A 25,516-nucleotide genomic window follows, 5' to 3' on the forward strand; every position below is an offset into this window, starting at 1 on the left:
GTCCGGGGCGAAGACCTCGTGGACGATGGCGTTCAGCTCCTCGGCCGACGCCAGGTCGTGGCCGAACGGCTTCTCGATCACCGCTCGCCGCCAGGAGCCGCCCGTCTGGTCGGCCAGCCCGTGCTTCTTCAGCTGCTGGATCACCACCGGGAACGACTTGGGCGGCACCGACAGGTAGAACGCGAAGTTGCCGCCCGTGCCCTGCGCCTTGTCCAGTTCCTCGATGGTGCCGCGCAGCCGCTCGAACGCCTCGTCGTCGTCGAAGGTGCCCTGGACGAACCGCATCCCCTGCAGCAGCTGCTGCCAGACCTCCTCGCGGAACGGGGTCCGCGCATGTTCCTTGACGGCGTCGTGCACGACCTGGGCGAAGTCCTCGTGCTCCCAGTCGCGGCGGGCGAAGCCGACGAGCGAGAAACCCGGCGGCAGCAGCCCGCGGTTGGCGAGGTCGTACACCGCGGGCATCAGCTTCTTGCGGGACAGGTCGCCGGTGACGCCGAAGATGACCAGGCCCGACGGCCCCGCGATACGCGGGAGCCGTCGGTCTGCGGGGTCACGCAGCGGATTGCTGCTTGACAATTTCTAGTCCTCCGAGGGAGCGAGGCGCTGCAGCTCGGCCTCGGTCGACTTCAGCAGGTCGTTCCAGGAGGCCTCGAACTTGTCGACGCCCTCGTCCTCCAGGAGCTGGACCACCTCGTCGTACGAGATCCCGAGCGCCTCGACGGCGTCGAGGTCGGCGCGGGCCTGCGCGTAGGTGCCGGCGACGGTGTCCCCGGTGATCACACCGTGGTCCTCGGTGGCCAGCAGAGTGGCTTCCGGCATGGTGTTCACCGTGTTCGGGGCCACCAGGTCGGTGACGTACATCGTGTCGCTGTACGCCTTGTCCTTCACACCGGTCGACGCCCACAGCGGACGCTGCTTGTTGGCGCCCGCCTTCTCCAGCGCCGCCCAGCGGTCGGAGGCGAAGGCCTGCTCGTACTCCTGGTAGGCAAGGCGCGCGTTGGCGACGGCCGCCTTGCCGCGCAGGGCCTTGGCCTCGTCGGTACCGAGCGCGTCGATCCGCTTGTCGATCTCGGTGTCCACCCGGGAGACGAAGAAGGACGCCACGGAGTGGATCAGGGACAGGTCCAGGCCGCGCTCCCTGGCCTTCTCCAGGCCGGTCATGAACGCGTCCATGACCTTGCGGTACCGGTCCAGCGAGAAGATCAGCGTGACGTTGACGCTGATGCCGTTGCCGATCGTCTCGGCGATCGCGGGCAGACCCGCCTCGGTGGCCGGGATCTTGATGAAGGTGTTGGGCCGGTCCACCAGCCAGGCCAGCTGCCGGGCCTCGGCGACGGTCGCCCGGGTGTTGTGCGCCAGCCGCGGGTCCACCTCGATGGAGACCCGGCCGTCCTTGCCGCCGGTGGCGTCGTGGACCGGGCGGAGGATGTCGGCGGCGTCGCGGACGTCCGCCGTGGTGATCATGCGGATGGCCTCTTCGACCGTCACCTTGCGGGCGGCAAGGTCCGCCAGCTGCTGCTCGTAGCCGTCACCCGACGAGATCGCCTTCTGGAAGATCGTCGGATTGGTGGTGACGCCCACGACGTGCTGCTGGTCGATCATCTCGGCCAGGTTGCCGGACGTGATCCGCTTGCGGGACAGGTCGTCCAGCCAGATCGCGACGCCTTCCTCGGAGAGGCGCTTGAGTGCGTCTGTCATGGAAAATGCATCTCCTACGTGTCGTATACGAGCGTCAGCGCCGCGCGTCGGCGAGCGATTCCCGGGCGGCGGAGGCCACGTTCTCGGCAGTGAAGCCGAACTCCCGGAAGAGCACCTTGCCGTCTGCGGAAGCACCGAAGTGCTCCAGGGAGACGATGCGGCCGGCGTCCCCCACGTACTTGTGCCAGGTCAGGCCGATGCCCGCCTCGACCGCGACACGGGCCTTCACGGACGGCGGCAGAACGCTGTCCCGGTACCCCTGGTCCTGCTCCTCGAACCACTCCACGCACGGCATCGACACCACGCGGGTCGGCACGCCCTCGGCCTGCAGCCGCTCGCGCGCCTCGACGGCGACATGCACCTCGGAGCCGGTGGCGATCAGGACGACCTGCGCCGCGCCGCCGTCGGCCTCGAAGAGGACGTAGCCGCCCCGGGCCGCGTCGTCGTTGGGCTCGTAGGTCGGCACACCCTGCCGGGTCAGCGCCAGACCGTGCGGGGTGCCCTTGCCGTACTCCTTGGTCCAGCGCTGCAGGACCTCGCGCCAGGCGATCGCGGTCTCGTTGGCGTCGGCCGGGCGGACCAGGTTCAGGCCCGGGACGGCGCGCAGCGAGGCCAGGTGCTCGACCGGCTGGTGGGTCGGGCCGTCCTCGCCCAGGCCGATGGAGTCGTGCGTCCACACGTACGTCACCGGCAGGTGCATCAGCGCCGACAGCCGCACCGCGTTGCGCATGTAGTCGGAGAACACCAGGAAGGTGCCGCCGTAGATACGGGTGTTGCCGTGCAGCGCGATGCCGTTCATCTCCGCGGCCATCGCGTGCTCGCGGATGCCGAAGTGGATGGTGCGGCCGTACGGGTCGGCCTCCGGCAGCGGGTTGCCGGCCGGCAGGAACGACGACGTCTTGTCGATCGTGGTGTTGTTGGAGCCGGCCAGGTCGGCGGAGCCGCCCCACAGCTCGGGGATCACCGCGCCCAGCGCCTGCAGCACCTTGCCGGACGCGGCGCGTGTGGCCACGCCCTTGCCCGCCTCGAAGACCGGGATCTTCTCCGCCCAGCCGGTGGGCAGCTCGCCCTTGGCCATGCGGTCGAACTCGGCGGCGCGCTCGGGGTTGCCGTCCCGCCACTGCTGGAAGGACTTCTCCCAGTCGGCACGGGCCGCCCGGCCCCGTTCCAGCGCCTGCCGGGTGTGCGCGAGGACGTCCTCGGCCACCTCGAAGGACTTGGCCGGGTCGAAGCCGAGGACGCGCTTGGTGGCCGCGACCTCCTCGTCGCCGAGGGCGGAGCCGTGGGCGGCCTCGGTGTTCTGCGCGGTCGGGGCCGGCCAGGCGATGATGGAGCGCATGGCGATGAAGGACGGCCGGTCGGTGACCTTCTTCGCCTCCTCGATCGCGGCGTGGATCGCGTGCGGGTCCAGGTCGCCGTCCGGCTTCGCCTCCACCCGCTGCACGTGCCAGCCGTACGCCTCGAACCGCTTCTCCGTGTCCTCGGAGACGGCGGTCTCGGTGTCGCCCTCGATCGAGATGTGGTTGTCGTCCCACAGCAGGATCAGGTTGCCCAGCTTCTGGTGGCCGGCCAGCGAGGACGCCTCGGCGGAGATGCCCTCCTGCAGACAGCCGTCACCGGCGATGCAGAAGATGAAGTGGTCGAAGGGCGACTCGCCCCGCGGGGCCTCCGGGTCGAACAGGCCGCGCTCGTAGCGGGCGGCCATCGCCATGCCCACCGCATTGGCGACCCCCTGGCCCAGCGGGCCGGTCGTCGTCTCCACGCCCGCGGTGTGCCCGTACTCGGGGTGGCCGGGGGTCTTCGAACCCCAGGTGCGGAACGCCTCCAGGTCTTCCAGCTCCAGGCCGAAACCGCCCAGGTACAGCTGGGTGTAGAGGGTCAGGGAGGAGTGGCCGGCGGACAGGACGAAACGGTCCCGCCCGGCCCAGTCCGGATCGGCCGGGTCGTGCCGCATCACCTTCTGGAAGAGGGTGTAGGCGGCGGGCGCCAGGCTCATCGCCGTACCCGGATGGCCGTTGCCGACCTTCTGTACGGCATCTGCGGCCAGGATGCGGGCGGTGTCGACGGCCCGGCGATCCAGCTCGGTCCACTCGAGGTCTGTGGTGGTCGGCTTGGTGCTCACCCTGAGTCAGGGCTCCTCTCCACATGTCGGTTGCCGGTGTGCGTGGGCGCCCACCGGCTGCCGGCTGTCTCGGCATCGGCCGGCCGCCGACGAGCCTACCCCCGTAAACACGTGCGTTTTTCCGCTGGATTCCAGAGTGCCGGGACTCGGTCGGGTCCGCCTCCCGACTGGGCGAAACGGCATTCGGCAAGTGAATACGGAGGCGCTCATCTGACCGCTCAATCGACTCCCGCCGCGCACGTCGGAGCATGTCCGCCAAACACGACCCGACCCCCGCGAGGGCCGGGGTAAGGGCAACGTCTAAAGTGGCGTGGTACGCGCGAGCCCATTACCGCCGCTTCACACGGGGGCTCGCTGGGATGTCTCTGTCAGGGGTGTGCGTGACGGCCGTTGAATCCCGTCCTGCGGATGGGGGCACCGCCCATGCCGTTAAGGCGATGGGGGAAATCGGGACGAGCCAGGGCCCGAGTCGCCGGCCGCTCGGGGCCCGTGTCAAGGCGTTCGTGGCGCTGACCAAGCCACGGATCATCGAGCTGCTGCTGATCACCACCGTTCCGGTGATGTTCCTCGCCGAGCAGGGCGTGCCCGATCTGACGCTGGTGCTGCTCACCTGCGTCGGCGGCTACCTCTCCGCGGGCGGCGCCAACGCCCTGAACATGTACATCGACCGCGACATCGACGCGCTGATGGACCGCACCTCGCAGCGCCCGCTGGTCACCGGCATGGTCAGCCCGCGCGAGGCGCTGGCCTTCGGCATCGCCCTCGCGGTGGTCTCCACCCTGCTGTTCGGCCTCACGGTCAACTGGCTCTCGGCCTGGCTGGCCCTCGGCGCCCTGCTGTTCTACGTCGTCGTCTACACGATGATCCTCAAGCGCCGGACCTCGCAGAACATCGTCTGGGGCGGCATCGCCGGCTGCATGCCGGTGCTCATCGGCTGGTCGTCGGTGACCAACTCGGTGTCCTGGGCGCCGGTGATCCTGTTCCTGGTGATGTTCTTCTGGACGCCGCCGCACTACTGGCCGCTCTCCATGAAGGTCAAGGACGACTACGCGCGCGTGGGCGTGCCGATGCTGCCGGTGATCGCCTCCAACAAGGTCGTCGCCAAGCAGATCGTGATCTACAGCTGGGTGATGGTCGCGGTCTCCCTGCTGCTCACCCCGCTCGGCTACACCGGCTGGTTCTACACCGCCGTCGCCCTGGTGGCCGGCGGCATGTGGCTGTGGGAGGCGCATGGCCTGCAGAACCGTGCCAAGGCCGAGGTCACGGGCGCCAAGCTCAAGGAGATGCGGCTGTTCCACTGGTCGATCACCTATGTGTCGGTGCTGTTCCTGGCGATCGCGGTGGATCCGTTCCTGCGCTGAACGCGCCTGCCGAGTACCCGTGTGACGGGAGGGGTGCTTGGCCAAGGCCACGCACCCCTCCCGTCGCCGTTTGATCTACCCGCCGGTAGCATCCTGACCATGGCAGACACGCAGCAGGCTGACTCCCGGGCCGAGCGCAAGGTCGCACGACTGGCCCGGCAGATCGACTCCTTCGCCAAGGCCCACGGCGGCGCCGGGGGCCAGGTGGCCTACCTCGGCGAGCGCGGTGCCCGGATCGTGCTCGTGGGCGAGGACGGCGGCTGGGGCGACCTGGTCGCTCCCTCCTACGAGATCGCCGAGAAGGCGGTGGAGAAGTCCGGGATCACCGTCCACGAGGCCTTCGACGGCGACTTCGCGGCCAAGGTGCGCACCGGTCCGTACGAGTGGTCGCGCATGGCCGGAATCCAGTTGGGCGGCCCGAGCAACACCTGACACCGGGGTCACCCGTTAGGACTGTAGAAGCCGTCAGGCCCAGGCCTCGCACCGGCACGGTCCAGTCACGGGGAGCCCGGATGATCGAAACGCCGTCCCTGGTGGACCAGTACTGCCACGGCGTGCTCAGAACAGAGCTGGGCCTCGGCACCTTCGAGGCCCAGCTGGCCCGCACGGAGGGCCCGCCCGCCCCGGGCACCACCCTGTTCGACACCCAGACCGGGTTCGCGGTACGCCGCTGGTGCCCGCCGCTGCTGGGCCTGGAGCCGCACTGCCCGCCGGCCCGCTATCTCGCCCGGCGCCGGGAGCTGGGCGTACTGGAGGCGGACCGCAGGCTGCTGCGTGGCAGCGGTATCACCACCTACCTCGTCGACACCGGTCTGCCGGGCGATCTCACCGGCCCCGGCGAGATGGCCACCGCCTCGGCCGCCGAAGCCCACGAGGTCGTGCGCCTGGAGCTGCTCGCCGAACAGGTCGCCGACACCTCCGGCACCGTGGAGTCCTTTCTCGCCAACCTTGCCGAGGCGGTGCACGGCGCGGCCGGCCACGCGGTCGCCTTCACCTCCGTCGCCGGCGTCCGGCACGGGCTCGCGCTCGCACCCGAACCCCCGGGGGCCGGGGAGGTGCGCGGCGCCGCGGCGCGCTGGCTGTCCGGGCGCGAGGTCGGCGGTGAGCTCAGCGACCCGGTGCTGCTGCGCCACCTGCTGTGGATCGCGGTGGCCTCCGGGCTGCCGCTCCAACTGCACGCGGGGCTCGGCGAACCCGGTCTGCGGATCGACCGCACCGACCCGGTGCTGCTCACCGACTTCGTCCGGGCCACCGCCGGTCTCGGCACCGACCTCGTCCTGCTGCACGGCTACCCCTACCACCGGCACGCCGCCCATCTGGCCGGCGTCTTCCCGCACGTCTACGCCGACTCCGGCGCCGCTCTGGTACGCACCGGCGCCCGCGCGGCGACCGTCCTGGCGGAGATCCTGGAACTGGCCCCCTTCGGCAAGATTCTGTTCTCCAGCGGCGCCCAGGGCCTGCCCGAGCTGCACGTGGTGGGCGCCCGCCTGTTCCGAGAGGCCCTCGGCCGGGTGCTCGGCGCCTGGGTGGCCGAGGGGGCGTGGTCCCTGGCGGACGCCCAGCGCGTGGCCGGAATGATCGCCTCGGCCAACGCGGCCCGGGTGTACGGGCTGGGATGACCCCCAGACTGGGCGGATGACGACCGAGCCCCCACCCGCGCGGTTGCCCACCGCCCGCCCGCCCGCCGTCCTCGGACCCGCCGTCCCGGCGTCGTTGTCCGGGCCCGGGTCTGCCGGAGAGGTGCCGCTTCGGTCCGGTGCCGCCGGGGTGGTGCCGCCCGGCTCCGTGGTTGCCGCGGTGGCACCCGCCGCGCCCCTGTCCGCGGGACCGGTGGCGACGCGCGCCCTGATCGACCGCTTCCTCACCGCCCTCGCCCCGCCGGCCCCGGCGGCCGTCTGGGCCCATGGCTCACTGGCCGGCGGCGACTACCAGGAGGGGCGCAGCGACCTCGACCTGATCGCGGTACTGGACCGGCCGGTGACCCCGGAGACGGTCTGGCGGCTGGCCCTGCTGCATGCCCGGCTCCGCGGCGACCCGCTCGCCGCCGGACTGCACTGCACCTACCTCGCCCCCGGCACCACCGGCGACGCCGCCCGCCGCCACCTCACCTGGGCGCACCGGCAGTTGCTCAGACGCCCGGTCACCCCGGTCACCCGGCGGGAGCTGCACACCTTCGGCCGGGTCCTGCACGGAGCGCCGCCCGTCGAGCTGCTGCCCCCGGTGCCCGACGACGAGCTCGCTCGCTTCGTCGTCCGGGACCAGCGCGACTTCTGGCGGCCGGCCGTACGCCGTCCACACCTGTGGCGGCGGGACGCCTGGGTCGACCTGGGCCTGCTGACCTTCGCCCGGGCCGCCGTCACGGTGCGCGAGAACCGGCTGATCTCCAAGCGGGAGGCGCTGGACGAGCTGCCCGGCCTGGGAGCGCCCGGCGAGCTCGTGGCCGACGTCCGTGGCCGCCGCTACGGCGGCGCAGCCCCCGCCGCCGCGGGCTGGACCGCCCGCCGGGCGCGGCTGACCCGGTCCTACCTGGGGCCGGCCATCGACAGGCTGGTGGCGTCGTACGCCTGAGTCCCGGGCTCCGGCCGCAGCGGGCCGGCCGGAGCCGCCTCCGGCCGCTCGCGCAGCGCCAGCATCACCCGCAGCACCGCGATCCAGGTCACGGCCGAGCCGAACATGTGCAGGCCGACCAGGATCTCCGGCAGATCGGTGAAGTACTGGACATAGCCGATGGCGCCCTGCGCGAGCAGCACCAGGAACAGGTCGCGGGTGCGGGCCGACGGGCCGCTGGGCGCGTCGACCGCTTTGAGCACGAACCACAGGGCGAAGGTCAGCGTCACCACGATCCAGGCCAGCACGGCGTGGATCTTGCTGATCGTCGCCCAGTCGACCGGCATCCGCTCGACCTCGCTGGAGTCGCCCGCGTGCGGGCCCGCGCCGGTCACCACCGTGCCGACCGCGATCAGCAGCACGGTGGCGGCGACCAGCACCCACACCAGCTGCTGCACGGCCGGGCCGGCCAGTGGACGCGGTGCCGCATCCCCCTCGCGGGCCCGCTGCCACATCACGGTGGCGACCGCGATCAGGGCGGTGGACAGCATGAAGTGCGCGGCGACCGTGTAGGGGTTGAGCCCGACCAGGACCACGATCCCGCCGAGGACCGCGTTGCCCATCACGACCCAGAACTGCGCCCAGCCCAGCCGGGTCAGGACGCGCCGGTACGGCTTCGTCGACCGGGCGGCGATGATCGCCCAGCCGACCGCGGCGCACAGTACGTACGTCAGCATCCGGTTGCCGAACTCGATGGCGCCGTGCAGGCCCATCTCACGGGTGGCGGTGAGCGAGTCGTCGGTGCACTTGGGCCAGGTGGGGCAGCCGAGCCCCGAGCCGGTCAGGCGCACGGCACCGCCGGTGACGACGATGACCACCGCCATGACGAGAGCGGCGAACGCCGCCCGGCGGACCGTCCGGGGGTCCGGGGTCCAGCGCGCGGCGATGAAGGCGAGCGGGTTGCGCACGGCCGCTGTGGCGTCGGCGCGGGTCAGGTTCGGCACGCGCCCCATCGTAGGCCGAGGCTTGTGCACGGTTTCACGAGGGTCCTCCTGTCCGGGCCCCACCCCGCCGGGCCGCTCACTCCCAGCGGAAGAACCTCCCGGCCGCCGCCAGTCCGGCGACCGCCCAGACGGCCATGATCCCGAGGGCGCCCCAGGGCATCCCGGCGCCGTGCTGGAGCACATCGCGCAGTCCGTCCGACAGCGCGGAGATCGGCAGCAGCCCCAGGACGGCCTGGGCCGCCTCCGGGAACCTGTCCAGCGGGACGACGACGCCGCCGCCCACCAGCAGCAGCAGAAAGACCAGGTTCGCGGCGGCCAGCGTGGCCTCCGCCTTCAGCGTGCCGGCCATCAGCAGGCCGAGACCGGAGAACGCCGCCGTGCCGAGCGCCAGCAGCAGCAGCACGGCGACGGGGTTGCCCTGCGGTGACCAGCCCAGCCCGAAGGCGATCGCCGTCAGCAGCACCACCTGGAGCACCTCGGTGACCAGGACGGAGAGCGTCTTGGCGGTCATCAGGCCCCACCGCGGCAGCGGAGAGGAGGCCAGCCGCTTCAGTACCCCGTACCGGCGCTCGAAGCCGGTCGCGATGGCCTGGCCCGTGAACGCCGTCGACATCACGGCGAGCGCCAGGACGCCGGGGGCGAGGAAGTCGACGGCCTCCCCGGCGCCGGTGTCGACGATGTCCACCGAGCTGAACAGCACCAGCAGCAGCGCCGGGATGACCACCGTCAGCAGCAGCTGCTCGCCGTTGCGCAGCAGCATCCGGGTCTCCAGGGCGGCCTGGGCCGCGATCATACGAGGGAGGGGCGCAGCGCCGGGCCTCGGCGTGTACGTCCCCGTACCGGTGGTCGTGGTCACGAGCGCAGCTCCTTGCCGGTCAGCTCCAGGAAGACGTCCTCCAGGGTGTGCCGCTCCACCGAGATCCGGTCCGGCATCACCCCGTGCTGGGCGCACCACGACGTCACCGTCGCGAGCAGCTGCGGGTCGACCTTGCCGACCACCCGGTAGGAGCCCGGGGTCAGCTCGGCCGCCGTGCTGTCCGCGGGCAGCGCCTTGAGCAGGGACCCGACGTCGAGCCCGGGACGGCCGGAGAACCGCAGGGTGTTCTCGGCGCCGCCCCGGCACAGCTCCTCCGGGGAGCCCTGGGCGACGACCCTGCCCGCGTCGATGATCGCGACATCGTCGGCGAGCTGTTCGGCCTCGTCCATGTGGTGGGTGGTGAGGATCACCGCGACACCGTCGGCGCGCAGCTCCCGCACCAGCTCCCAGGTGGCGCGGCGGGCCTGCGGGTCCAGCCCCGCGGTCGGCTCGTCCAGGAACACCAGCTCCGGACGGCCGACCACGGCCATCGCCAGGGCGAGGCGCTGCTGCTGGCCGCCGGAGAGCCGGCGGTACGCGGTCCGGCCGCAGGAGCCCAGCCCGAGCCGCTCGATCAGGGCGTCCACGTCCAGCGGATGCGCGTGCAGCTTCGCCACGTGCCGCAGCATCTCGTCGGCCCGCGCCCCGGAGTAGACGCCGCCGGACTGGAGCATCACGCCGATCCGGGGCCGTAGCCGTTCGGCCTCCCGGACCGGGTCGAGGCCCAGGACGCGTACCGTGCCGGAGTCCGGTCTGCGGTAGCCCTCGCAGGACTCGACCGTGGTCGTCTTGCCCGCCCCGTTGGGGCCGAGCACGGCGGTCACACCCGTTCGGGCCACCAGGTCGAGGCCGTTCACCGCGGTCTTCGTGCCGTACCGCTTCACCAGGGCCTGGACCTGGACCACGGGCTCGCTTCGCATGGGTCACGAGTCTAGGTAGCCGCGCGGCGTCCCAGGCGCGGGGGTGCGTGGCGCCCTCCTCACGGGGCCGGTCTCACGGGGCCGGCCGAGCGGCAGCCACCGCTCGGCGTGGGCCACCGCGTCCGCCACCGGGAAAGCCTGGCCTCGCGCCGCGCCGGCCGTCCTCCGCGCCACCGGCCGGTCCCGTGCGGCGTCATGGCCGGCGGGCGGTCCCGCCCGGAAGCCTCCCCGAGAGGGGTTTCACACGCCACCGTTTCTGATCGATCAATGATCGTTTTCGCAGGTCAGGTTAGCTTTACCTAAGTGACGCACGGCACCGCCGGGTGATCCCGACGCCGCTTGCCCGCCTTTGGCGAATTACGCAACAATGGCGTTGTGAAAAACGTCGACGAGGCCCCCCACGAGGAGCTCGCGACCGGTGAGCGGTCCACCCGCAACCGGGTCGCGCGATCCGTCCTGGACCACGGGCCCTCGACCGTCGCCGAGCTGGCCGGACGCCTCGGCCTCACCCAGGCAGCCGTCCGCCGGCACCTCGACGCGCTGGTCACCGACGGCGTCGTGGAGGCCCGCGACCGCCGTGTCTACGGGACGCGCACCCGTGGGCGCCCCGCAAAGGTGTTCGCCCTGACCGACTGCGGGCGGGACGCCTTCGACCAGTCCTACGACAAGCTCGCCGTGGACGCCCTGCGCTGGATCGCCGAGCAGGAGGGCGGGGAGCAGGCGGTCGCCGCCTTCGCCCGGGCCCGGATCGCCGCCCAGGGCGCCGCCTACCGCAAGGCCGTCGAGTCCGCGCCGCCGGAGCAGCGCACCGAAGCGCTGGCCAAGGCCCTGAGCGCGGACGGGTACGCTGCCACCGCGCGCAGCGCACCGGTCGGCGAGCAGCTCTGCCAGCACCACTGCCCGGTCGCCCACGCCGCAGAACAGTTCCCGCAGCTCTGCGAGGCCGAGACGGAGTTCTTCGCCGAGCTGCTCGGTACGCATGTACAGCGGCTGGCGACCATCGCCCATGGCGACGGCGTCTGCACGACGTTCATCCCCAAGACTTCTCCGACACCCACCAAGACCCACCACGCATCTGCAAGCACGGCCGGGAGGAACCCCGCATGACTCTCCCCACGGAGACTGCCCACCCCGAACTCGAGGGCCTGGGCAAGTACGAATACGGCTGGGCCGACTCCGACGAGGCCGGTGCCGCAGCGAAGCGCGGCCTGAGCCAGGCCGTCGTCCGTGACATCTCCGACAAGAAGTCGGAGCCGGAGTGGATGACCAAGCTCCGTCTCAAGGGCCTGCGGCTCTTCGAGAAGAAGCCCATGCCGAACTGGGGCTCGGACCTGTCGGGCATCGACTTCGACAACATCAAGTACTTCGTGCGCTCCACGGAGAAGCAGGCGGAGTCCTGGGAGGACCTGCCCGAGGACATCAAGAACACCTACGACAAGCTGGGCATCCCGGAGGCGGAGAAGCAGCGTCTCGTCGCCGGTGTCGCCGCCCAGTACGAGTCGGAGGTCGTCTACCACCAGATCCGCGAGGACCTGGAGGAGCAGGGCGTCATCTTCCTCGACACCGACACCGCGCTGAAGGAGTACCCGGAGCTCTTCAAGGAGTACTTCGGCACCGTCATCCCGGCCGGTGACAACAAGTTCGCCGCGCTGAACACCGCCGTGTGGTCGGGCGGCTCCTTCATCTACGTGCCGAAGGGCGTGCACGTGGAGATCCCGCTCCAGGCCTACTTCCGGATCAACACCGAGAACATGGGCCAGTTCGAGCGGACCCTGATCATCGTCGACGAGGGCGCCTACGTGCACTACGTCGAGGGCTGCACCGCTCCGATCTACAAGTCGGACTCGCTGCACTCCGCGGTCGTCGAGATCATCGTCAAGAAGAACGCCCGCTGCCGCTACACGACCATCCAGAACTGGTCGAACAACGTCTACAACCTGGTGACCAAGCGCGCCGTCGCCTACGAGGGCGCCACCATGGAGTGGGTCGACGGCAACATCGGCTCCAAGGTGACGATGAAGTACCCGGCCGTCTACCTGATGGGCGAGCACGCCAAGGGCGAGACCCTGTCCATCGCCTTCGCCGGCGAGGGCCAGCACCAGGACGCCGGCGCCAAGATGGTCCACATGGCGCCGAACACCTCGTCCAACATCGTCTCGAAGTCCGTGGCGCGCGGCGGCGGCCGTACCTCCTACCGCGGTCTGATCGAGATCGGCGAGGGCGCCCCGGGTGCGAAGTCCAACGTGCTCTGTGACGCTCTGCTCGTCGACACGATCTCGCGCTCGGACACCTACCCGTACGTCGACGTCCGCGAGGACGACGTCTCCATGGGCCACGAGGCGACCGTCTCCAAGGTCTCCGAGGACCAGCTCTTCTACCTGATGAGCCGCGGTCTGAGCGAGGACGAGGCGATGGCGATGATCGTGCGCGGTTTCGTCGAGCCGATCGCCAAGGAGCTGCCCATGGAGTACGCCCTGGAGCTCAACCGGCTGATCGAGCTGCAGATGGAAGGCGCGGTCGGCTGACCGCACGCCTGAGAAGCAGCAGCAGATTTCTGACGCAGGAAGAGAGCACAACGACAGCCATGGCTGAGGCCCAGAATATCCCCGTCGGGTCGACCACCGCGGGCTCGATCGCGGTCGCCGCCGAGTCGACCGTCGCCACCCGCATGAGCGCGCCCCCGTCCTTCGACGTGGCCGACTTCCCGGTCCCGCACGGCCGCGAGGAGGAGTGGCGGTTCACGCCGCTGGAGCGGCTGCGCGGCCTGCACGACGGTACCGCCGTCGCCACCGGCGAGGGCGTCAAGGTTGCCGTCGAGGCCCCCGAGGGCGTCACCGTCGAGACCGTCGGCCGCGACGACGCCCGGGTCGGCAGGGCGGGCACCCCGGTGGACCGCGTCGCCGCCCAGGCCTACTCCGCCTTCGCCCAGGCCTCGGTCGTGACCGTCCCGAAGGAGACCGTCCTCACCGAGCCGATCCGCATCGCCGTGCACGGCGAGGGCGGCACCGCCTTCGGCCACCAGGTCATCGAGCTGGGCGCGTTCGCCGAGGCCGTCGTGGTCATCGACCACACCGGCGACGCGGTGCTCGCCGCCAACGTCGACTACGTCCTCGGCGACGGCGCCAGGCTCACCGTCGTCTCCGTGCAGGACTGGGACGACAAGGCCGTGCACGTCGGGCAGCACAACGCCCTCGTCGGCCGCGACGCCGCCTTCAAGTCGGTCGTCGTCACCTTCGGCGGCGACGTCGTCCGGCTGCACCCCCGCGTGGCGTACGCCGGTCCCGGTGGCGAGGCCGAGCTGCTCGGCCTGTACTTCACCGACGCCGGCCAGCACCAGGAGCACCGTCTCCTGGTCGACCACAACGTCCCGCACTGCAAGTCCAACGTCGTCTACAAGGGCGCGCTGCAGGGCGACGACGCGCACGCGGTGTGGATCGGCGACGTGCTCATCGAGGCCAAGGCCGAGGGCACCGACACCTACGAGATGAACCGCAACCTGGTGCTGACCGACGGCGCCCGCGTGGACTCGGTCCCCAACCTGGAGATCGAGACCGGCGAGATCGTCGGCGCCGGCCACGCCTCGGCGACCGGCCGCTTCGACGACGAGCAGCTGTTCTACCTGATGGCCCGCGGCATCCCGGAGTTCGAGGCCCGCCGGCTGGTGGTCCGCGGCTTCTTCGCCGAGCTGGTCCAGCAGATCGGTGTCCCGGACATCGAGGAGCGGCTCATCGCCAAGATCGAGCAGGAGCTGGAGGCCTCGGTCGCATGACCTTCGTACGCGTCTGCGGAGCGGGCGAGCTGGAGGAGGACACCCCCAAGCGGGTGGAGATCGACGGCACGCCCATCTCCGTCGTGCGGACGGAGGGCGAGGTCTTCGCGATCCACGACATCTGCTCGCACGCGAACGTCTCCCTCTCCGAGGGCGAGGTCGACGACTGCCACATCGAGTGCTGGCTGCACGGGTCGCGGTTCGACCTGCGCTCCGGCAAGCCCGACGCCCTCCCGGCGACCCGCCCCGTCCCCGTATACCCCGTAAAGATCGAAGGGGGCAGCGTCCTTGTCGACGTACGCGCCTCCCTCACCCAGGAGTCCTGAGGCACCCATGGCAACGCTTGAAATCCGAGACCTGCACGTCACCGTCGAGGCCGACAACGCCACGAAGGAGATCCTCAAGGGCGTCGACCTCACCGTGAAGCAGGGCGAGACGCACGCCATCATGGGCCCCAACGGCTCGGGCAAGTCGACCCTCGCCTACTCCCTCGCGGGTCACCCCAAGTACACGATCACCGGCGGCACCGTCACCCTCGACGGCGAGGACGTCCTGGAGATGTCCGTCGACGAGCGCGCCCGCGCCGGCGTCTTCCTCGCCATGCAGTACCCGGTCGAGGTCCCCGGCGTCTCCGTCTCCAACTTCCTGCGCACCTCCGCCACCGCCGTCCGCGGCGAGGCCCCCAAGCTGCGCACCTGGGTGAAGGAGGTCAAGGAGGCCATGGAGCGCCTCAACATGGACCCTGCCTTCGCCGAGCGCAACGTCAACGAGGGCTTCTCCGGCGGTGAGAAGAAGCGCCACGAGATCCTGCAGCTGGAGCTGCTCAAGCCGAAGATCGCGATCCTCGACGAGACCGACTCCGGCCTGGACGTCGACGCGCTGCGCGTCGTCTCCGAGGGGGTCAACCGGGTCCGGGAGACCGGCGAGGTCGGCACCCTGCTGATCACCCACTACACGCGCATCCTGCGCTACATCAAGCCCGACCACGTCCATGTGTTCGCCGACGGCCGCATCGCCGAGTCGGGCGGCCCCGAGCTGGCCGACAAGCTAGAGGCAGAGGGCTACGAGGCGTACACGAAGGGGGGCGCATCCGCGTGACACACATGCCGGGCCTCCTCGACACCGAGGCGATCCGCAAGGACTTCCCCGTGCTGGACCGTCAGGTCCACGACGGCAAGAAGCTCGTGTACCTGGACAACGCGGCGACCAGCCAGAAGCCCCGCCAGGTGCTGGACGCACTCAGTGAGTACTACGAGCGCTACAACGCCAACGTCCACCGTGGCGTGCACGTCCTCGCCGAGGAGGCCACGGCGCTGTACGAGGGCGCGCGGGACAAGGTCGCGGAGTTCATCAACGCGCCCAGCCGCGACGAGGTGATCTTCACCAAGAACGCCTCCGAGTCGCTCAACCTGGTGGCGAACATGCTGGGCTGGGCCGACGAGCCGTACAAGGTCGACGCCCAGACCGAGATCGTCATCACCGAGATGGAGCACCACTCCAACATCGTGCCGTGGCAGCTGCTGGCTCAGCGCACGGGCGCGAAGCTGAAGTGGTTCGGTCTCACCGACGACGGCCGTCTGGACCTGTCCAACCTCGACGAGATCATCACCGAGAAGACGAAGATCGTCTCCTTCGTGCTGGTCTCCAACATCCTGGGCACCCAGAACCCGGTCGAGGCGATCGTGCGCCGCGCCCAGGAGGTCGGCGCCCTGGTCTGCATCGACGCCTCGCAGGCCGCGCCGCACATGCCGATGGACGTGCAGGCCCTGCAGGCCGACTTCGTCGCCTTCACCGGCCACAAGATGTGCGGCCCGACCGGCATCGGCGTCCTCTGGGGCCGCCAGGAGCTCCTGGAGGACCTGCCTCCCTTCCTGGGCGGCGGCGAGATGATCGAGACGGTGTCGATGCACTCCTCGACCTACGCCCCGGCCCCGCACAAGTTCGAGGCGGGCACCCCGCCGGTCGCCCAGGCGGTCGGTCTGGGCGCGGCCATCGACTATCTGCGGTCGATCGGCATGGACAGGATCCTCGCCCATGAGCACGCTCTCACCGAGTACGCGGTGAGGCGCCTGCTGGAGGTCCCCGACCTGCGCATCATCGGCCCGACCACGGCCGAGGAGCGCGGCGCGGCGATCTCCTTCACCCTCGGCGACATCCACCCGCACGACGTGGGCCAGGTCCTCGACGAGCAGGGCATCGCCGTCCGGGTCGGCCACCACTGCGCCCGCCCCGTCTGCCTGCGGTACGGAATTCCCGCGACCACGCGAGCGTCGTTCTATCTGTACTCCACGCCGGCGGAGATCGACGCGCTGATCGACGGCCTGGAGCACGTACGGAACTTCTTCGGCTGAGGGGCGTGCTGAAACGGTGAAACTGGATTCCATGTACCAGGAAGTCATCCTGGACCACTACAAGAACCCGCACGGGCGGGGCTTGCGGGATGGCGACGCCGAGGTACACCACGTGAACCCGACGTGCGGCGATGAGATCACCCTCCGTGTGAAGTACGACGGCACGACGATCGAGGACGTCAGTTACGAGGGCCAGGGCTGCTCGATCAGCCAGGCCTCGGCCTCCGTGCTGAACGAACTCCTGGTCGGCAAGGACCTCGCCCGGGCGCAGCAGATCCAGGAGACCTTCCTGGAGCTGATGCAGTCCAAGGGCAAGATCGAGCCCGACGAGGCGATGGAGGACATCCTGGAGGACGCGGTGGCGTTCGCCGGGGTGTCGAAGTACCCGGCCCGGGTCAAGTGCGCCCTGCTGAGCTGGATGGCCTGGAAGGACGCGACGGCCCAGGCGCTCGAGGGCGCCGGCGCCGAGAAGGAGACGGCATGAGCGAGACCGTGGAGATGAAGCCGGCCTCGGAGGAGGAGCTCCGCGAGGCCCTGATGGACGTCGTCGACCCCGAGCTGGGCATCGACGTGGTCAACCTGGGCCTGATCTACGGCATCCACGTCGACGACGCGAACATCGCGACCGTCGACATGACCCTGACCTCGGCGGCCTGCCCGCTGACCGACGTCATCGAGGACCAGGCGAAGTCCGCCACGGACGGCCTGGTCAGCGAGTTGCGGATCAACTGGGTCTGGATGCCGCCGTGGGGCCCGGACAAGATCACCGACGACGGCCGGGAGCAGCTGCGGGCGCTGGGCTTCAACGTCTGAGGCTGAGCGGTTCATCGGTTCGGAGAACGGCGGCACCTCCGGGTGCCGCCGTTCTGCCGTTCTCGTGCGCCCGGACCCGCCGTTATGTACGCTCGTACACATGGGATATCTGCTCCTGGCCGGAGCCATCGCCGCAGAGGTCGCCGCCACCACCGCCATGAAGTACAGCGACGGCTTCACCCGACTGCTGCCCTCCCTGCTGACCGCCCTCGGCTACATCGTGTCCTTCGCGCTGCTCGCCCAGACCCTGAGAACCGTCGCCGTCGGCACCGCCTATGCCATCTGGGCGGGCGTCGGCACGGCGGCGATCGCCACGATCGGAGTGATGTTCCTCGGCGAGGGCATGACCGCGGTCAAGGCACTCGGCATCGCGCTGATCATCGTCGGCGTGGTGGTGCTGAACCTGGGCGGAGCGCACTGATGCCCCGCCGCTACGACCCCGACCGGCGCCGGCGCATCATCGAGGCCGCGATCCGCGTCGTCGGGACCAAGGGCATCGCCGGCCTCAGCCACCGCACGGTGGCCGCCGAGGCCGACGTCCCGCTCGGCTCCACGACGTACCACTTCCGCACCCTCGACGAACTGCTGGTGGCAGCGCTGCGACAGGCGAACGAGGGCTTCGGCAAGGTCCTCGCGGCCCATCTGGGCCCGGCCCACCCGCACCCCGACCTCCCCCGCGAACTCGCCCGCGTCCTCGGCGAGTGGCTGGGCGGCGAGGGCGTCGAGCTGGAGTACGAGCTGTACCTCGCCGCGCTGCGCCGCCCCGCGCTGCGCCCCGTGGCCGCGGAGTGGGCCGAGGACGTCGGCGCACTGCTGTCCCGGTACACGGACCCGGTGACGACCCGGGCGCTGGTGGCGCTGATGGACGGCATCTGCCTGCAGGTGCTGCTGACCGGGGTGCCGTACGACGAGGGGTACGCGCGCGAGGCGCTGACCCGGGTGCTGGGCCGCCCGGACGGCGCGGACCGTCCCGACCGCCCGGACCGTCCCTGCCGCGCGGACCGCCCGGACCGTCCCGGCCGCCCCGTTCGCCCGGTGCCGCCCGGCACGTGAGACACCGCGCGGCCCGGTTCGCCCGTGGCGGCCCCCGCCGGTTAGGTTGCCCTCATGACCGACACGACTGCTTCCCGCACCACCGGTGCCGTGGCCGCCGGCCTCGCCACCGTCACCGCCGACGGCACCGTCCTCGACACCTGGTTCCCGGCCCCCGAGCTGGTCGCCGAGCCCGGCCCCTCCGGCACCGAACGGCTCTCCGCCGAACGTGCCGTGGAACTGCTCGGTGACGGCGCGGCTGCGGCGGTCGGCCCCGACGCCCGCCGCGGCGTCGAGGTGGTCGCGGTCCGCACGGTCATCTCCTCGCTCGACGCCAAGCCGATCGACGCCCACGACGTCTATCTGCGGCTGCACCTGCTCTCCCACCGCCTGGTCCAGCCGCACGGCCAGAACCTGGACGGCATCTTCGGCTTCCTCGCCAACGTCGCCTGGACCTCCCTCGGCCCGGTCGCCGTCGACACCATCGAGAAGGTCCGGCTCAACGCGCGCGCCGAGGGCCTGCATCTCCAGGTCACCTCGATCGACAAGTTCCCGCGCATGACCGACTACGTGCTCCCCAAGGGTGTCCGTATCGCCGACGCCGACCGGGTCCGGCTCGGCGCGCACCTGGCCGAGGGCACCACGGTCATGCACGAGGGCTTCGTCAACTTCAACGCCGGCACGCTCGGCACCTCGATGGTCGAGGGCCGTATCTCCGCCGGTGTCGTGATCGGCGACGGTTCGGACATCGGCGGCGGCGCCTCCACCATGGGCACGCTGTCCGGCGGCGGCAATGTGCGCATCACCATCGGCGAGCGCTGCCTGGTCGGTGCCGAGGCGGGCGTCGGTATCGCGCTCGGCGACGAGTGCGTCGTCGAGGCCGGCCTGTACGTCACCGCGGGCACTCGCGTCACGATGCCCGACGGGCAGATCGTCAAGGCCCGTGAGCTCTCCGGCGCCTCCAACATCCTCTACCGCCGCAACTCGGTCACCGGCACGGTCGAGGCCCGTCCGAACAACGCGGTGTGGGGCGGCCTGAACGAGATCCTGCACAACCACAACTGAATCACTGAGACCCGGACCGCCCCGGTGCCCGCCCGCGCGGGCACCGGGGCGGTCGGCCGTCAGGCCTCCAGGTCGTAGAGGAAGAACTCCTCCCAGGAGCCGCCGATGGTGGCGGAGCGGGCGCGCAGCACGTACTGCAGCGAACCGGTGTAGCCGTTCTCCATGGCGACGAAGTTCTCGTTCAGCGTGGACTGCAGCGCATAGCGGTCCAGCTCGTCGTTGTACCACAGGACGAACCGCTCCCAGCCGCCCACACTGGTGGAACGGGCCCGCAGCATGTTCTGCGCATTGCCGGTGAAGTTCTTCTCGACCGCCACATAGAGGTCGTTCGCGAGCGACCTCAGGGCGTACGTCCCGGTGCTCTCGTCCCACTCGAGGGCGAAGCCCTCCCAGGAACCGGCGTACACCTCGGACCGGGCGCGCAGCGCGCCGGTGTTCGGGGCGGGGTAGGTCTTCTCGGTCGCGACGAACTTCTCGTTGCGCACCGACTGCACGGCTATCGGCTCGGGCTCCTCGGCCAGGGCGGAGGCACCGTCGGCGGAGGCCCCACGCGAGGCGCCCTTCTCCGTGCCGATCGGGGCCAGTTCGGTCCCCTCCACCACCTCCCAGCCCGTGGGCGCGGCGGCAGCGGGCGCGGCCTGGGGGGCGGCACCGGCCACGGGCGCGGTCAGCGCGGAGGCCGCGAGCACGGCGCTCAGGGACACCAGGACGGAGGTCATGCGTCGCACAGATCTTCCTCACATGTCGTCAGAACGGGGTTCCGGAGCTGGGGACGACGGGGCCCACAAGAGCATCCAGGCCGCCCTCTCGGGAAAACGCGGCACGACCGGTGCGCCGGTCGATCCCTGGCATTCCGAGGACGGATTCCGCTGCATGGCGACACATCCCCGAATGCATCGGCGCCCCCCGCAACTGCGGTCAGTGCCCTCCCCGGGCACTTCGGCAGCGCCCCGCCACTCCGGCGAAGCCGCCTCAGAGTAACGGCTGGGGCGGGAATTCCCGCGGTGATTGAACCGGTATCCGAGAAATACGGAGCGGATCTCCCGGCATTATCGATTCCGCTGATTCCCCTTAATGTCACAGCAACCCCGGGTTTCCGTGCCGACCGGCCGGCCGGTGGATCCGGGCCGGTCCAGGCCGTGACCTCGTGGTGGTCCTGACAGATGAACAGCCCGGACGCGGAGTCCGATCACACGTCGAGCCGACGAGCCGACGAGCCGACGAACTTACGAACCCGCGAACCGGCGAACCCACGGAAAGAGGACCGGACATGGCTGGGACGACGAACGAGCGAGCACGGATCACGGCCCGACGACTGGTCGGCGCGGCTGTCCTGGCCCTGGCCTGCTGGCTCCCGGCCATGGGCGCCGCGCACGCCGACGAGACCCACACGGCCTCGCACAACGGCCACAGGGTGGGCCTGGTCAACGTCAACATCGGTCAGATCGACGACCCCATGGAGGACGTGCTGGAGCACACGCTGCTGCTCGGCGGCGGGCAGACCTGGAACTGACCGGGGAGTGGCAGGCCGGTCGACGGCTCCGGGCCGAAGCCACCCCACGCCACGCAGCCGGCCAGGACGGTCGCCGGGGCTTGGAACGAGCCAGGCGGCCGTCCTCCGGGACGCCCCGGCGGGACCGGACCGGCGTGACGACTCGGCGTGACGACGGGCCCGGCCGTCTCGGGCCGGGATCAACCGGTGGCGACCAGACGCTCGTAGGCCGCCCGCAGCCGGTCCGCGGTCACCGGGTCCGCGGCCCGCAGCGGTGCGCGGACCGGGCCCGCGGGCAGGCCGAGGCCGTTGAGCAGAGCCTTGGCCGTGACGGTCCCCGGCAGGCCCGCCGCCATCATCGCCTCGACCAGTTCGGACGCCCTCAGCTGCAGGCGGGCCGCCTCCGCGGCGCGCCCGGCCGTGAAGGCGTCCAGGATCGCGCGGACGCGGTCCGGGACCACGTTCGCCACCGTGCTCACGTACCCCGTGCCACCGGTCGCGCAGAGCGGGAGCACATGCTCGTCGCAGCCCGCGTAGAAGGCCAGTTCGGTGCGGGACAGCACCCGCTGGGCGCCGAGGGCGTCGTACGAGCAGTCCTTGACGGCGACGATCCGCGGGTGACCGGCCAGGCGGACCATGGTGTCCGGCTCGATACGGGTGCCGGTGCGGCCCGGGATGTCGTACAGCATCACCGGCAGCCCGGACGCGTCGGCGACCTCCCGGAAATGGGCCGCCAGCGCGTCCTGCGGCGGCCTGCTGTAGTAGGGCGCCACCACCAGTACACCGTCGGCGCCGGCCTTCTCCGCCGCCAGCGTCAGTTCCACGGTGTGCCGGGTGTCCGCCGTGCCCACCCCGGCCACCAGCGACGCGTCGTCCCCGACCGCCTCCCGCACCGCCGTGATCAGCGCGGCCTTCTCGGCGTCGGTGGTGGTCGGCGACTCGCCCGTCGTGCCGGACAGCACCAGCCCGTCGCAGCCCCGCGCCACCAGCCGGGCGGCCAGCCGCTGGGCACCGTCGAGATCGAGGCCGCCCGCCCGGGTGAACGGCGTGATCATGGCGCAGAGGGCGCGGCCGAAGGGGGCGGCGCCGGGGGGATGGGTCGTCATGGGAGTAGTGTCGGCACCCTCCGCAGTCAAGCTCCACTTAATTCTTCTTAGGATTACCGTTAAGGAACGCTGAGATGATCCTCTCGGGGCGGGCAGGGTAGCCGCGGCCCGCCCGGGGTACCCGGCGGTTCCGGACCGGGGGCAGGCGAGAGGTGCACCGATGACCGACGCGACGAGCGGAGACGGAAGGGGTGGGGCCAAGGGGCCCGACGAACTGCGCCGGCAGCTCCGGCAGGGCCCGGCCAAGGGCCGTGCGGGGCACGGCAGGGGCGGACGCGCCCGGGAGCGCGACGTGCCCGGGCCGGTGCACACCGCGGTCCGGCTGGGCCACCGGAACCCGCCGCCGGCGCTGGTGGCGGGTGCGGCGGCGGGCGCGGTCGTCGCGGCGGGCGTGTGGTGGCGGCGCCACCACGGGCAGCACTGAGCCGCCCGGCACCGGTCCCCGCGTCCGCCCGTCCCCGGTCCCGCTTGACCTCAAGCGGACTTGAGGTCGGAGGGTGGTGCGTACACCCGACGACCACCGTCCGGAGGCCGGCATGACCGTACGTACCGACGCCCACCCCTATCTCGTCCGCCCGGATGTCGGCGCACCCTTCTTCAGCACCTGGCACGTCGGGACCCCGGAGCGCCAGCGGCGGGCCGTCGAGGCGATCGCCGGCACCTGGACCGGCCGGCCCTGGCCCGACGACGGCCTGAAGAGCTACCACGTCTACACCGGGCACGACGGAGCGACCCTGCTGCACCACTCGCAGTGGGCGAGCGAGCAGGTGTACGAGGAGTTCTTCCACACGCACCGGCAGCAGCGCAACGACGAGATCGACACCGCCGTACCCGGCATCGAGCGGCTGTGGCTCGGCAGGTACCGCCGCTACCGCAGCAGTCCCCGGCCGGCGGCGGCGCCCGTGCCGGGCTGCATCGTGATCGTCGACGTCGAGTTCGACGGCCCCGACCCGCAGCGGCAGCGGGACTGGGCCGACGCCGTCCTCGAAGCCCTGGAGAACGACCCCGCCCTGCCGCCCGGCGCCGTCTCGGCCCACCTCCACCTCGGCACCGACGGCACCCGTGTCCTCAACTACGCCGAATGGGAGAGCGCCCAGGCCCACCTGGACGCCCTCGCCGCACTCGGCGACGCCATCGGATCGCCGACGGCCCGGTGGGAGCGGGTCCGGACCTGGTCCGGCCTCAGGAGCAGCACGGTCGCACGGTACGACCACGCCCTCGGCCTCGTGCCGGACTGAGCCGCCGGGACCCGCGCGGACCCGCCCCCGCCCGCGAACCGGCCGCTAGGGACGGAAGCGCAGCACCTGCGGGTCGTGGTCGCTGATCTGGTCGTGGAACTCGGCGTTGATGTGCACGCTGTCGTAGGACAGACCCCAGCCGCGCCGGATCGACGGGCTCACCAGGATCTGGTCCAGAACCTGGCTGTTGCCCTGGTAGACGTACGAGTAACGCTCGCTCCGGGGCAGCGACTTCACCGCCGACCACAGCGCGCCGCCGTCCTCCAGCAGCCGGGTGGTCTCGGAGAACTCGAAGTCGTTGATGTCGCCGAGGACGACGACGTCCGCGTTCTTCTGGACGTCGAGGATCTCCTTGACGAACGTGTTCACCGACGCCGCCTGGAGGTGCCGCTGCGCCTCCGAGCTCCGCGCCGGCGGCTGGTACTGCGAGGTCAGGGCCTGGTCGCCGCCCTTGGAGGCGAAATGGTTGCCGACCACGAACACCGTCCGGCCGCGGAACACGAACTCGCCGGCCAGCGGCTTGCGGCTGTCCTCCCAGGCGGCCCCCGCCGGGTCCACCCGGCCGGGGGAGGCCGTCAGGGCCGCCCTGCCGTACACCTCCGTCACCCGGGTCCCGGTGGTCGCGTCGCCGCCCGGACGGTCGGTGAAGGAGACCCGCTCCGGGTTGAACAGGAACACCGTGCGGATGTTGCCGCCCGGCTGTCCGCCGTCGGCCTTGTCGACCGGGTCGATCCCGCGCCAGTCGTAGCGCGGGCCGCCGGCCGCCACGATCGCGTCGATCAGCTTGCCGACCGTCTGGTCCGCGGCCACCGTGCCGTCGTCCTTCGCACCGCTGTTGTCCTGGATCTCCTCCAGGGACACGATGTCGGGCGAGGCGAGGTTGTCGACGATCGCGGCGGCGTGCGCGGCGAAGGTGTCGTCGGACGGGTCGAGGTTCTCGACGTTGTACGTCGCCACCGCCAGCTCGCCGCGCCGCTGGGCGCGGGTCGTCTCGCGCTCCAGACCGCCGCTCTCCGGCGTCCCCAGCTCGTTCGCGACCAGCGTGTAGCCGCCGTACTGGCTGTAGTCCAGCGGGCCGGAGGTGGTTCCGGTCAGGCGGTCCCCGACGTGTGCGTCGGGGAAGTCGGCGGCCCTGCCCAGCGACTGGATCTGCAGCCGGCCGGTGTTCTGCGAGGTGTAGGAGCCGTAGACGGTGCCGCCGCGGCGGTTGCGGTGCTCCCACGGCTTCACCGTCACCCACAGCTCGGTGTACGGGTCGGTGGCGCCGACGACGCGGGCGTCCGCCACCTGGACGTGCATGCCTTCCAGGGACTCGTAGTAGTCCAGGGCGTACCAGTGCGGGCGCAGCGGCCGATGGTTGATCGAGCCGTCCTCGGCCTCGTCCCCGGAGGGGGTGTAGAGGTACGGCACCGACCAGGAGTGGATCGTCCTGGCGGGCGGGAGCGCGTTGCCGCCGGAGACGACGGTGACCGTCGGGCGGGTGATCTCGGTCAGCGACTGGTTCCCGGAGGAGGTGCCGCCGGGGACGTACTCGGAGACCGTGCCGGAGACGGTGACCGCGTCCCCGACGGCGACCTTCGGCGTGGAGCCGGTGTAGACGAACAGACCCTCGCTGGTGGCCGGGTCCGCGTCCGGGCGGGGGTCCTGTATCCAGAAGCCCCGGGAGGAGCCGTAGGTGCGCACACCGGTGACGATTCCGGCCACGTCCGTGACCTGCTGCCCGGCGTACGGGGAGAGACGGGTGGTGCCCTGGATGTCATGGATGCGCACGGCGTCGGCGGCGTGCGCGGGTGAGGTGACGACGACCGTGGACGCGCAGCAGACGGCGGCAACGGTGAGCGCGGCGAGGCGCGCGGACGACTTGCTCGGCAACGGGATCCCTCCGGGGACGTGATTCAGCGCCGGGACGAGGGCGGACGTGGGACGGACGTACGCGGACGTGGGAACACGCCCGTGGATCTGGGGGCGCGAGGGGCCGCGGTGCACCACGGAATCTGAGTGAACACTTGTCCCCCGCTTTCTACGCGCGTCAATCTCCTGTGTGGCCACGCCAGTTGTCAAGGTTTCGGCCATGTACGGCCGCAGACGGGGAGATGAACCGGACGTCATGGGTGGAAACCCGTCTAGGCTGAGCGGTTGAGC

Annotated in this window: 26 protein-coding genes and 2 pseudogenes; 18 read left to right on the forward strand and 10 right to left on the reverse strand. The window is 71.1% G+C overall.

Features of this window, described 5'->3' with window-relative positions; translation table 11 throughout:
• From V5O46_RS26840 to tkt, 3 genes and pseudogenes are all read right to left on the reverse strand, one after another.
• A pseudogene (locus V5O46_RS26840) lies at positions 1-576 on the reverse strand (glucose-6-phosphate dehydrogenase); the annotation flags it as partial.
• A 3-nt stretch (positions 577-579) separates the two neighbouring features.
• Positions 580-1,698, reverse strand: coding sequence for a transaldolase (gene tal / locus V5O46_RS26845; protein WP_332887294.1), 1,119 nt, complete (start codon positions 1,696-1,698; stop codon positions 580-582).
• Positions 1,699-1,732: 34 nt separating this feature from the next.
• A complete protein-coding gene (gene tkt, locus V5O46_RS26850) occupies positions 1,733-3,820 on the reverse strand; it encodes a transketolase (protein ID WP_332887295.1) in 2,088 nt (695 codons plus the stop codon).
• Between the two features lie 374 nt (positions 3,821-4,194).
• Here tkt and V5O46_RS26855 point away from each other — a divergent pair, with 374 nt between their 5' ends.
• The 4 genes from V5O46_RS26855 (at position 4,195) to V5O46_RS26870 (ending at position 7,749) form a co-directional block, all read left to right on the forward strand.
• Positions 4,195-5,181, forward strand: a complete 987-nt coding sequence (locus V5O46_RS26855) for a heme o synthase (protein ID WP_332887349.1) — start codon at positions 4,195-4,197, stop codon at positions 5,179-5,181.
• A 99-nt stretch (positions 5,182-5,280) separates the two neighbouring features.
• The gene (locus V5O46_RS26860; RefSeq protein WP_332887296.1) at positions 5,281-5,613 is read left to right on the forward strand and encodes a hypothetical protein; all 333 of its coding nucleotides are present in this window, start codon (positions 5,281-5,283) and stop codon (positions 5,611-5,613) included.
• 80 nt (positions 5,614-5,693) lie between these two features.
• Positions 5,694-6,800: an amidohydrolase family protein gene (locus V5O46_RS26865; protein WP_332887297.1), complete on the forward strand. Its 1,107-nt coding sequence runs from the start codon at positions 5,694-5,696 to the stop codon at positions 6,798-6,800.
• Between the two features lie 211 nt (positions 6,801-7,011).
• On the forward strand, positions 7,012-7,749 hold the full coding sequence (locus V5O46_RS26870) for a nucleotidyltransferase domain-containing protein (RefSeq protein ID WP_332887350.1): 738 nt from the start codon (positions 7,012-7,014) through the stop codon (positions 7,747-7,749).
• Here V5O46_RS26870 and V5O46_RS26875 read toward each other — a convergent pair.
• From V5O46_RS26875 to V5O46_RS26890, 4 genes and pseudogenes are all read right to left on the reverse strand, one after another.
• Positions 7,704-8,741, reverse strand: a complete 1,038-nt coding sequence (locus V5O46_RS26875; RefSeq protein ID WP_332887298.1) for a COX15/CtaA family protein — start codon at positions 8,739-8,741, stop codon at positions 7,704-7,706. The genes V5O46_RS26870 and V5O46_RS26875 overlap by 46 nt on opposite strands.
• Before the next feature lie 67 nt (positions 8,742-8,808).
• Positions 8,809-9,525, reverse strand: coding sequence for an ABC transporter permease (locus V5O46_RS26880; RefSeq protein WP_332887351.1), 717 nt, complete (start codon positions 9,523-9,525; stop codon positions 8,809-8,811).
• 59 nt (positions 9,526-9,584) lie between these two features.
• Positions 9,585-10,508, reverse strand: coding sequence for an ABC transporter ATP-binding protein (locus V5O46_RS26885; protein WP_332887299.1), 924 nt, complete (start codon positions 10,506-10,508; stop codon positions 9,585-9,587).
• Between the two features lie 3 nt (positions 10,509-10,511).
• Positions 10,512-10,709: pseudogene (locus V5O46_RS26890) on the reverse strand (hypothetical protein); the annotation flags it as partial.
• Between the two features lie 174 nt (positions 10,710-10,883).
• On the opposite strand from V5O46_RS26890, the gene V5O46_RS26895 reads away from it, so the two are divergent.
• From V5O46_RS26895 to dapD, 11 genes are all read left to right on the forward strand, one after another.
• Positions 10,884-11,615, forward strand: a complete 732-nt coding sequence (locus V5O46_RS26895; RefSeq protein ID WP_332887300.1) for a helix-turn-helix transcriptional regulator — start codon at positions 10,884-10,886, stop codon at positions 11,613-11,615.
• Positions 11,612-13,033: a Fe-S cluster assembly protein SufB gene (gene sufB / locus V5O46_RS26900; RefSeq protein ID WP_332887301.1), complete on the forward strand. Its 1,422-nt coding sequence runs from the start codon at positions 11,612-11,614 to the stop codon at positions 13,031-13,033. The genes V5O46_RS26895 and sufB overlap by 4 nt, the downstream gene beginning before the upstream one ends.
• A gap of 59 nt (positions 13,034-13,092) precedes the next feature.
• Complete coding sequence (gene sufD, locus V5O46_RS26905; protein WP_332887302.1) at positions 13,093-14,277, forward strand: Fe-S cluster assembly protein SufD; 1,185 nt, start codon at positions 13,093-13,095, stop codon at positions 14,275-14,277.
• Positions 14,274-14,603: a non-heme iron oxygenase ferredoxin subunit gene (locus V5O46_RS26910; protein ID WP_332887303.1), complete on the forward strand. Its 330-nt coding sequence runs from the start codon at positions 14,274-14,276 to the stop codon at positions 14,601-14,603. The genes sufD and V5O46_RS26910 overlap by 4 nt, the downstream gene beginning before the upstream one ends.
• A gap of 7 nt (positions 14,604-14,610) precedes the next feature.
• Positions 14,611-15,375, forward strand: coding sequence for a Fe-S cluster assembly ATPase SufC (gene sufC, locus V5O46_RS26915; RefSeq protein ID WP_332887304.1), 765 nt, complete (start codon positions 14,611-14,613; stop codon positions 15,373-15,375).
• Positions 15,372-16,628, forward strand: coding sequence for a cysteine desulfurase (locus tag V5O46_RS26920; protein ID WP_332887305.1), 1,257 nt, complete (start codon positions 15,372-15,374; stop codon positions 16,626-16,628). The genes sufC and V5O46_RS26920 overlap by 4 nt, the downstream gene beginning before the upstream one ends.
• A 16-nt stretch (positions 16,629-16,644) precedes the next feature.
• Positions 16,645-17,112 carry a Fe-S cluster assembly sulfur transfer protein SufU gene (gene sufU, locus V5O46_RS26925; protein ID WP_332887306.1) on the forward strand — a complete coding sequence of 156 codons (468 nt, stop codon included), beginning with the start codon at positions 16,645-16,647 and terminating at the stop codon, positions 17,110-17,112.
• Positions 17,109-17,441 carry a metal-sulfur cluster assembly factor gene (locus tag V5O46_RS26930; RefSeq protein ID WP_030403776.1) on the forward strand — a complete coding sequence of 111 codons (333 nt, stop codon included), beginning with the start codon at positions 17,109-17,111 and terminating at the stop codon, positions 17,439-17,441. Before sufU ends, V5O46_RS26930 begins: the two co-directional genes overlap by 4 nt.
• A 100-nt stretch (positions 17,442-17,541) precedes the next feature.
• Positions 17,542-17,862, forward strand: a complete 321-nt coding sequence (locus tag V5O46_RS26935; RefSeq protein ID WP_332887307.1) for a DMT family transporter — start codon at positions 17,542-17,544, stop codon at positions 17,860-17,862.
• Positions 17,862-18,494 carry a TetR/AcrR family transcriptional regulator gene (locus V5O46_RS26940; protein WP_332887308.1) on the forward strand — a complete coding sequence of 211 codons (633 nt, stop codon included), beginning with the start codon at positions 17,862-17,864 and terminating at the stop codon, positions 18,492-18,494. The genes V5O46_RS26935 and V5O46_RS26940 overlap by 1 nt, the downstream gene beginning before the upstream one ends.
• A gap of 54 nt (positions 18,495-18,548) precedes the next feature.
• Positions 18,549-19,538: a 2,3,4,5-tetrahydropyridine-2,6-dicarboxylate N-succinyltransferase gene (gene dapD, locus V5O46_RS26945; protein ID WP_332887309.1), complete on the forward strand. Its 990-nt coding sequence runs from the start codon at positions 18,549-18,551 to the stop codon at positions 19,536-19,538.
• Positions 19,539-19,597: 59 nt separating this feature from the next.
• Here dapD and V5O46_RS26950 read toward each other — a convergent pair whose 3' ends face one another.
• Positions 19,598-20,257 carry a fascin domain-containing protein gene (locus V5O46_RS26950; RefSeq protein WP_332887352.1) on the reverse strand — a complete coding sequence of 220 codons (660 nt, stop codon included), beginning with the start codon at positions 20,255-20,257 and terminating at the stop codon, positions 19,598-19,600.
• Positions 20,258-20,808: 551 nt separating this feature from the next.
• On the opposite strand from V5O46_RS26950, the gene V5O46_RS26955 reads away from it, so the two are divergent.
• Positions 20,809-21,051 carry a hypothetical protein gene (locus V5O46_RS26955; RefSeq protein WP_332887310.1) on the forward strand — a complete coding sequence of 81 codons (243 nt, stop codon included), beginning with the start codon at positions 20,809-20,811 and terminating at the stop codon, positions 21,049-21,051.
• A gap of 179 nt (positions 21,052-21,230) precedes the next feature.
• On the opposite strand, the gene dapA is transcribed toward V5O46_RS26955, so the two are convergent.
• A complete protein-coding gene (dapA, locus tag V5O46_RS26960; RefSeq protein ID WP_332887311.1) occupies positions 21,231-22,136 on the reverse strand; it encodes a 4-hydroxy-tetrahydrodipicolinate synthase in 906 nt (301 codons plus the stop codon).
• 160 nt (positions 22,137-22,296) lie between these two features.
• Between dapA and V5O46_RS26965 the strand changes: the two genes are divergently transcribed.
• Both V5O46_RS26965 and V5O46_RS26970 read left to right on the forward strand, forming a co-directional pair.
• Positions 22,297-22,560: a DUF3618 domain-containing protein gene (locus V5O46_RS26965; protein ID WP_332887312.1), complete on the forward strand. Its 264-nt coding sequence runs from the start codon at positions 22,297-22,299 to the stop codon at positions 22,558-22,560.
• A 112-nt stretch (positions 22,561-22,672) separates the two neighbouring features.
• Positions 22,673-23,374: an antibiotic biosynthesis monooxygenase gene (locus V5O46_RS26970; protein ID WP_332887313.1), complete on the forward strand. Its 702-nt coding sequence runs from the start codon at positions 22,673-22,675 to the stop codon at positions 23,372-23,374.
• Between the two features lie 45 nt (positions 23,375-23,419).
• On the opposite strand, the gene V5O46_RS26975 is transcribed toward V5O46_RS26970, so the two are convergent.
• A complete protein-coding gene (locus tag V5O46_RS26975; protein ID WP_332887314.1) occupies positions 23,420-25,246 on the reverse strand; it encodes an endonuclease/exonuclease/phosphatase family protein in 1,827 nt (608 codons plus the stop codon).
• Positions 25,247-25,516 lie beyond the last annotated feature (270 nt).

The organism is Streptomyces poriticola, assembly GCF_036689765.1.
In the GTDB taxonomy this organism is placed as follows: Bacteria; Actinomycetota; Actinomycetes; order Streptomycetales; family Streptomycetaceae; genus Streptomyces; species Streptomyces poriticola.

Coding starts and splice junctions, on each gene's coding strand:
- dapD (WP_332887309.1), top strand. CDS start 18,549: ATGACCGACACGACTGCTTCCCGCACCACCGGTGCCGTGGCCGCCGGC.
- V5O46_RS26950 (WP_332887352.1), bottom strand. CDS start 20,257: ATGACCTCCGTCCTGGTGTCCCTGAGCGCCGTGCTCGCGGCCTCCGCG.
- sufB (WP_332887301.1), top strand. CDS start 11,612: ATGACTCTCCCCACGGAGACTGCCCACCCCGAACTCGAGGGCCTGGGC.
- V5O46_RS26940 (WP_332887308.1), top strand. CDS start 17,862: ATGCCCCGCCGCTACGACCCCGACCGGCGCCGGCGCATCATCGAGGCC.
- V5O46_RS26865 (WP_332887297.1), top strand. CDS start 5,694: ATGATCGAAACGCCGTCCCTGGTGGACCAGTACTGCCACGGCGTGCTC.
- sufC (WP_332887304.1), top strand. CDS start 14,611: ATGGCAACGCTTGAAATCCGAGACCTGCACGTCACCGTCGAGGCCGAC.
- dapA (WP_332887311.1), bottom strand. CDS start 22,136: ATGACGACCCATCCCCCCGGCGCCGCCCCCTTCGGCCGCGCCCTCTGC.
- V5O46_RS26965 (WP_332887312.1), top strand. CDS start 22,297: ATGACCGACGCGACGAGCGGAGACGGAAGGGGTGGGGCCAAGGGGCCC.
- V5O46_RS26880 (WP_332887351.1), bottom strand. CDS start 9,525: ATGATCGCGGCCCAGGCCGCCCTGGAGACCCGGATGCTGCTGCGCAAC.
- V5O46_RS26970 (WP_332887313.1), top strand. CDS start 22,673: ATGACCGTACGTACCGACGCCCACCCCTATCTCGTCCGCCCGGATGTC.
- V5O46_RS26935 (WP_332887307.1), top strand. CDS start 17,542: ATGGGATATCTGCTCCTGGCCGGAGCCATCGCCGCAGAGGTCGCCGCC.
- tal (WP_332887294.1), bottom strand. CDS start 1,698: ATGACAGACGCACTCAAGCGCCTCTCCGAGGAAGGCGTCGCGATCTGG.
- sufD (WP_332887302.1), top strand. CDS start 13,093: ATGGCTGAGGCCCAGAATATCCCCGTCGGGTCGACCACCGCGGGCTCG.
- V5O46_RS26930 (WP_030403776.1), top strand. CDS start 17,109: ATGAGCGAGACCGTGGAGATGAAGCCGGCCTCGGAGGAGGAGCTCCGC.
- V5O46_RS26875 (WP_332887298.1), bottom strand. CDS start 8,741: ATGGGGCGCGTGCCGAACCTGACCCGCGCCGACGCCACAGCGGCCGTG.
- V5O46_RS26955 (WP_332887310.1), top strand. CDS start 20,809: ATGGCTGGGACGACGAACGAGCGAGCACGGATCACGGCCCGACGACTG.
- V5O46_RS26885 (WP_332887299.1), bottom strand. CDS start 10,508: ATGCGAAGCGAGCCCGTGGTCCAGGTCCAGGCCCTGGTGAAGCGGTAC.
- V5O46_RS26860 (WP_332887296.1), top strand. CDS start 5,281: ATGGCAGACACGCAGCAGGCTGACTCCCGGGCCGAGCGCAAGGTCGCA.
- V5O46_RS26910 (WP_332887303.1), top strand. CDS start 14,274: ATGACCTTCGTACGCGTCTGCGGAGCGGGCGAGCTGGAGGAGGACACC.